This is a genomic window from Terriglobus sp. YAF25, from assembly GCF_052113305.1.
Lineage (GTDB): Bacteria > Acidobacteriota > Terriglobia > Terriglobales > Acidobacteriaceae > Terriglobus.
On sequence record NZ_JBFRCY010000254.1, the window covers coordinates 1 to 6,674 of the forward strand.

Here is a 6,674-nt window from a genome sequence, read left to right on the forward strand (position 1 = left end):
GATGTACTGGCCGTTGGGATTTGAGGTACCCAGCTGGTTATTCTGGAGACGCTCGAATGCAAAGCCCATCTTGATGGCGTGCTTGCCCCGGGTTAGATAGACGTCGTCGTAGACCTGATAAGAGTTCAGATGAAAATCGAACTCGCCGGTCGCCTTGAGACCTCCCTGGAAGTTGGAGACCCCTCCTATGTTGATCAGGCCGACAGGAAGAGTGGGAACAAAACCGAGATTGACGTCTCCCGCCGCCGGATTGATTGCCGATAGCGTGGTCGGAGCGATCGAAACAACGCGGCTATAACCAAACTTGATGGAGTTCAGCAGCGACGCGCTGAAGGTATGCGATACGCCGATCGTTGCGAGCTGCCGTTTAGCGATGTTGCCGGTAACGCGAACGCCAAAGGGGTCCGGTGACTCGAGGTCACCGCTGTCGTAGAAATACGTGCCGGCCAATGAATCCTTGTCCGACAGTTTATGGTCGGCGCGTGTTGTGAAGTAATTCTCGTGGCTGATCTGGGGGGTGTTATAGGCAAATGTTCCTATGTCGCTGGTTGGACTATTGACAGTACCGGCGTTTGGCAAAGGGTAAAACGTGAGATACGGAACAACGGTTGGGCTGACAGGATTCTTCACTTTGCTCGCGCATGCACTATTGACACAAAGCAGGCCGCTGCGGGCGTCCGCGTTCGGAACATTGCTCGTTACATTGATGCCTTTGTACTGGCGAAGCCCCTCATAGTCTCCGAAGACAAACGTGCGTTCGCGAACAATAGGGCCACTCGCAGAAGCACCAAATTGATTGCGGCGGAATTGGGCGATCTGTCCAGGTAGGTCGAACTCATCGCGAGCATCAAGGGCGCTGTTGCGAAGAAACTCATAAACACTTCCGTGCAATTTGTTAGCGCCCGTCTTCGTGACGGCATTGATAATGCCGCCTGCACTCTTCCCATAGTCGGCAGTGGCGTTACTTGTGACGACCGAGAACTCCTGAATGGCGTCCACCCCTAGATTTGAGCCGATGACGCCGCCAGGACCGCCGTTCGAGTAATCATTAATGCTTATGCCATCGACACGGTAGTTGTTTTGCTGTGGTCGTGCGCCTCCGACCGTAAGCTGGCTTCCTACGCCACGATTCGCCCGCTGATTGCTGACGGCAACTGCCGGTTGGGTGCGAACTCCAGCGACACCAGGCTGAAGGTTAGCGAGCGACGTCCAATCACGACCGTTGAGAGGAAGATCTACGATCGTGCGCTCGCCAACGACAGGCATCGTCGTTGAGCTCACAAGATCGATATCGGGTGCCCCGGTCATGACAACAATCTTCTCGGTAACTTCACCGAGCCTGAGCGTGAAATTGACCTCTTGTTCGGCGCCCACACGCACCTGAATATCGTTGACGAGCTGCTCGGAGAAACCGGCAGCAGAGACCGAGATGTTATAAGACCCCGGCTGCAGATTCGGCACGGAATAGAGACCGCTGGAGCTGGTTCTGGTCTCTGACACAATGCCGGTGGCGCTATTCGTCACCCGTACCGAAGCTCCAGGGGTGACACTGCCGCTTACGTCAATCACGGTACCTGCAATGGTGCCCGTGGAAACCTGGCCAAATGCTTGCGATGCGATAGACATCACGATGAGCAAAGCTACTTTGCTTAAGTTACGGATGAAACCGTTCATGGAAGACCTCTTGGCTCGGCCGTGAAGAGTGTTATCGAGGGTTGGCTCGTCTAGCGCTCTTCCCTGGCCCCAAATTGGAACTCTGCCATTTAGGAGCCGCAAAATGAAGATCGACTAAAGCAAACATAAAAAAGCGTTCACACGATTTCGAATGCATCAATGCACCATCTCAGCCGCCCGAAAGCATAGGCCTTCCTCCAGTTGCAGGCAACCAAAAGTTGCACCGCACCGGGGGGCGTTTGCGTGCCTTTATGAACGGCTATTGGCTGATGACGAGAACTACAAAGCTGTCAGGGACTACCGCGGGCTTCGGTTTTGGAACCGCTGCCGTAGCTGCCGGCTTTGGTCCGAGATCCGCCGACACGGTATACAGTCTTCCGGACGCCGAGTCGACGGCCAGGGTCCTCGCCCCCAGTTTCGTTCGAAGGGTCTGAATCGTGACATAACGATTCGGGGTCACCTGCTGGACGACCGTAAGATTTCCGCTTTCGCCATTGGAGCTAAAAATCATTGACCGGACTGGATCATAGACAACTGCGTCCGGCCCTTCGCCAATCGCCACAGTGGCAACCAGCTTTCCAGAGATACTGTCAATCACAGCCATCTTTCTGTTGTCGCAGACCGAAAACAGTCGATGGTGAATGGCATCCATCGAAAGCCCGGAAGGCCCCTCGCAAGGCGCCAGGGGCCATGAACTCGTGATCTTTAGCGACGACGCATCGATGCGAAGGATCTGGCTGCTTCCTTCGATGTTGACGAAGACGTTTCCCCCCTCGCCGGCAACGGAAAACTCCGGTTTTCCAGGCAATGGGATAGTTGCCAGCACACTGTTTGTATCGTTATCGATAACCGTTGCGCTTTTGCTCGCCCCATTGAATACGAAGAGGCGGTGCGATACCGGCTCTATCAAAAGCGAGTCCGGGTTTTTCCCGGTTGGGATGGTAGCGATGGTTTTGTAGCTGGAACGATCGAACACGACTACCTGTGCGGCGCCCCCATCGCTGATATAGCCCGTCCTGCCGTTGTCATTGAGTACAACGCCATGCGCGTGTTCGAGACCGCCGATCTCCCCCAAGAGCTCTCCGTTTGATATGTTCACCACCATCACCCGGTTGAGGCGAGCTACGTAAAGCAGATGATTTGGGCTGTCGAGTGTCAGATAGTCCCAACTGCCGTCGCCGCCAAGCTTCCAGGTCTCAACGGGCTTGTAGCTTGGACCGGGTGCGCCCTGTGGAGGAGCCGCGTAGAAAAGGCTGGAGAACACCAGGGTTGAGCTGAGCAGAGATAAGCATTTCATGAGTTGTCCTTTGCCAGGCATGGCTAAGAGGTAGGCACCAGAAAGAGAAGCGAGAGGCCAAATACGATTGCGGAGACCGCGAATGTGACGACCATGAAGCCCATCATGCGGTTCATTTTGATGCCGGCGATCGCCAGGATGGGCAGCGCCCAGAATGGCTGCAGCATATTGGCCACGGACTCTCCCATCGCAACGGCCATCGTGGTGCCAGACAATGAGGCATGCAGCGCCTGCGCGGCAGGAACAGCAAAGGGGCCCTGCACGGCCCAATGACCGCCACCGCTCGGAACAAAGAGCGTAATGATCATCGAGGTCAGATAGGTAAAGAATGGTAGCGTATGCGCTGTAGAGAACCGGATAAATGCCTTTGAGAGCACGCCTGCAAGCCCGGTCGTGGTGATAATCCCCATGAGGCCGCCGTAGAGCGGATACTGCAGGATAAGAGAGCCGCTGATGCGAGCGGCATGTTTGACCGCCGCAATATAGGCCGAGGGCCGCCAGTGCAGCAGGAGACCTCCGAGCAGCAGCAAAACGATGACTGAGTTCAGATCGAGGGAGAACCCGCTGTGACGCCATACGGTGATCAGAGCGAAGATGCCCAAGGCCACCAGGAGCAGGTTAAAAAGCCAGGCATTGTCCAGCGTTGCGCCCAGGTTTTTCCCACGCTCTTTCGTGTCGCGCTGGCTGTCCTCCTGACGCAGACGATCCGGGTCTGCAACTACAACCTCCTGCGCCGCAGGCCCTAGCGACCGGAAGAGAATGGGCAAGATCACTAAAAGCACGAGGCAAGGTATCAGATTGAAGCCCGTAAAGACGGTCTGCGTAAGCGGAAGCCCGTGCCCCGTCACCTTCTCGACGATATTGAGTGCAGAGCCGTGCGTTGCTTGAGAGAGCGCGATCGAACCGGAAAGTCCTTCGGTAGAAACCACAAAACCGGTGTAAGCGGCGGCGACAAGCCAGCCGAAGTCCACGGGGATGCGCTTTGCCATCTCGCGCGCCAACAGCGCCGCGGTGACGAGCCCAAGGCCCCAGTTCACCCACGAAGCAATCATGCTGGCGACGACAGTGACGGAAATCGCCGAGAGCGGTGTGGAGGCGAAGCCTGCAATGCGCGCAAGGAAACGCTGAACGGGAGGAGCAACCGCCAGAGCGTAACCGGCAACCAGCATGATGACCATCTGGAAGGCGAAAGCAAAAATGGCAAAGACGCCTCCGTACCATGCTGAAGCGATGCTTGGGGCCGTGGCGCCAGGAGCAAGGACACGGGCAAGTATGGCTCCAGCAAAAGTAAGCAGAACCGCGAAGACAAACGGATCAGGCATGATCCGCTCAAAGAGATACACGAAGAAGCTGGTTACCCGCCCCAGAAGAGATTGCCTGGCCTCGTAGACCGCGGTTACCGGCAATGACTGTGACATAATCTCGTCTCCATTCCAAAGCTCATCTCAGAACCAGTCCATACTGGACAAGATSCAGTGAAGCCTACATAAAAGCTACATAAACAAGCGTTCATGATAGGCCAACTATCGATGCTCGACCAGCGACTCAACAGGAACCCGATGGCTGCGACGAGTCAGCTGGTAATAAACAACGGGAGTGACCACAAGCGACAGAACCATTGAGACCAGCAGACCACCGATGACTGCGATCGCAAGTGGCTGCAGCATCTGAGACCCGGCGCCCAGAGCAAAGGCCAGTGGGAGCATTCCCGTAATTGCTGCGAGTGCCGTCATAAGAATGGGACGAAGGCGCCGTCGAACGGCCTGAAGCATCGCTTCTTCAGGCTCGAAGCCCGCAGACCGGAAGCGGGACTCCGCGTCGAGCAAGAGGATGCCGTTCTTCGCCACGATTCCAATCACCATAATCAATCCCATAAAGGAAGCGACGCTGAAGGTTGTTCGCGTGATAAGAAGTGCGAACACCACCCCAAAGGCCGACAACACTGACGAGGCGAGAATGGCGAAGGGAGCGGATAGATTGCGAAACTCAGCCAACAGCACACCAAAGACCAGAACGAGTGCAAGTATCAGGACGCGAGTCAGTTCACTGAAGGACTTTTGCTGCTCCTCATAGGTCCCGCCATAGGAGACACGAACACTCTGCGGCAGGTGAAGAGCCTTGACCGCAACCTGTACTCGTCCCACGGCGGAGCCCAGATCGGAGCCTTCGAGACGCCCGGTGACGACCACATCGCGTCGAAGGTTTTCTCTGCGAATCTCTTGTTGGCCGGGCAACTGTTGCACTTCTGCCAAGGCATGTAGGGTTGAAAGCTTCCCCGAACTGCTATTGAAGATCGTATTCTCAATGGCACTCAGCGAAGCGCGATTCGCTTCAGGAAAGCGAACGCGGATCGTATAGGGATGACCGTTGGAGATCATGGGGACCGTTGCAGGCACGCCTTCGACAACCGCCGTGGTGTCGACGGAGACCTCCTCCGCGGTGAAGCCAAGACGTGACGCAATCGATGGGTTGACCTGAAAGGAGACCGCAGGCCCGCTCACCGTGTTCTCAAGCCCGTCCAGGACATCGACGACACCGTTCTCTTTCTTGATCGTATCGGCAACCCGGGTCGCAACCTCATCCAACGTCTCTGGATTTTCATTGAAGAGCTTTATTTGAATCGGCTCCGGCGCGTTGGAAAGGTCGCCGATCATATCCTGCAACACTGTCCATCTCGGGAAGCAGATCGGAGCCAAGCGCGGTATAACCTGCGCATACTCCTACCAGAAGAACGACGCAGCCGGCAAAGAGCAGCATGGGACGCTCCAGTGCCCGCCGAAGCAACTTGCCATGCGCGTCAAGAATGCGGAGCATAAAGCCGCTCTCCTGATGATGAACCGCGGGACGGCCATGTTCATGTCTCGCTTCAGAAGTTGCCCTGGAGCGCAACAGCAGCCCGCTCAACGCGGGGGTCCATGTGAGCGCCAACATCAGCGATGCCAGCAATGCAACCGTCATCGTAACCGCAAGCGCCCGAAAGAAGCTGCCCGTCACGCCCTGGACCGAGATAAGCGGCAGAAAAACAACGATCGGCGTAATCGTCGATCCGATGAGCGGAACGGTGATCTCATGCAGTGCCTTGCGGATCGCCTCGACTCTTCCCTCCCCTGCCTGTCGGTGAAGCACGATGTTCTCCACGACCACGATCGCATCGTCGATCACAAGTCCCACTGCCGCCGCAAGGCCGCCAAGCGTCATCAGGTTGAAGCTCTCGCCAAGCACATAAAGCAACACGAAGGTAATCGCGATGGTCGTAGGAATAACCAGACCGGCGACCAGAGACGATCTCCAATCACGGAGAAAGACAATGATGATAATTGTGGCGAGCACGAGACCGATCAGGATCGCATCGCGCACACTACCAATGCTCTCGCGAACAAGCTCCGACTGGTCGTAGTACGGCTGCAACGTCACGCCTGGAGGTAGCAACTGGCGTAGGCGCTCGACCTCGGCAGTCACTTCATCGGCGACCTGAGCCGTATTGCTGGACGGTTGCCGGGCAATATTGATGAGCACCGCGGGCTTACCGTTTGCGCGGACCATCGTGTAGTGCGGCTCGATCGACGGCTTCACGATGGCGACATCAGAGATCCGGATAGGGATGCCGGCGGCCGTATTCTTGATCACCACCTGCGAAAGCTGAGCCGCGTCGTGAACCTGCGCCCCAACGAGTCCCAAGACAAGTTCATGCTCCGTCTGAAAG

At 56.4% G+C, this 6,674-nt stretch carries 5 protein-coding genes; all 5 read right to left on the reverse strand.

Going from position 1 to position 6,674, the window contains the following annotated elements; translation table 11 throughout:
* A partial coding sequence (locus AB4043_RS12305; RefSeq protein ID WP_442307164.1) for a carboxypeptidase regulatory-like domain-containing protein occupies window positions 1-1,674 on the reverse strand: 1,674 nt, incomplete at its 3' end.
* Between the two features lie 259 nt (window positions 1,675-1,933).
* On the reverse strand, window positions 1,934-2,971 hold the full coding sequence (locus AB4043_RS12310) for a YncE family protein (protein WP_442303219.1): 1,038 nt from the start codon (window positions 2,969-2,971) through the stop codon (window positions 1,934-1,936).
* 23 nt (window positions 2,972-2,994) lie between these two features.
* Window positions 2,995-4,389 carry a short-chain fatty acid transporter gene (locus tag AB4043_RS12315; RefSeq protein WP_442303220.1) on the reverse strand — a complete coding sequence of 465 codons (1,395 nt, stop codon included), beginning with the start codon at window positions 4,387-4,389 and terminating at the stop codon, window positions 2,995-2,997.
* 105 nt (window positions 4,390-4,494) lie between these two features.
* A complete protein-coding gene (locus AB4043_RS12320; protein WP_442307165.1) occupies window positions 4,495-5,625 on the reverse strand; it encodes an efflux RND transporter permease subunit in 1,131 nt (376 codons plus the stop codon).
* Window positions 5,570-6,674 (reverse strand): efflux RND transporter permease subunit (locus AB4043_RS12325; RefSeq protein WP_442307166.1); only part of this gene is annotated, 1,105 nt, incomplete at its 5' end. The genes AB4043_RS12325 and AB4043_RS12320, both read right to left, overlap by 56 nt.

Excerpts from the sequence above, each read along its gene's own strand:
- AB4043_RS12310 (WP_442303219.1), bottom strand. The coding sequence starts at position 2,971 with ATGAAATGCTTATCTCTGCTCAGCTCAACCCTGGTGTTCTCCAGCCTT.
- AB4043_RS12315 (WP_442303220.1), bottom strand. The coding sequence starts at position 4,389 with ATGTCACAGTCATTGCCGGTAACCGCGGTCTACGAGGCCAGGCAATCT.
- AB4043_RS12320 (WP_442307165.1), bottom strand. The coding sequence starts at position 5,625 with ATGATCGGCGACCTTTCCAACGCGCCGGAGCCGATTCAAATAAAGCTC.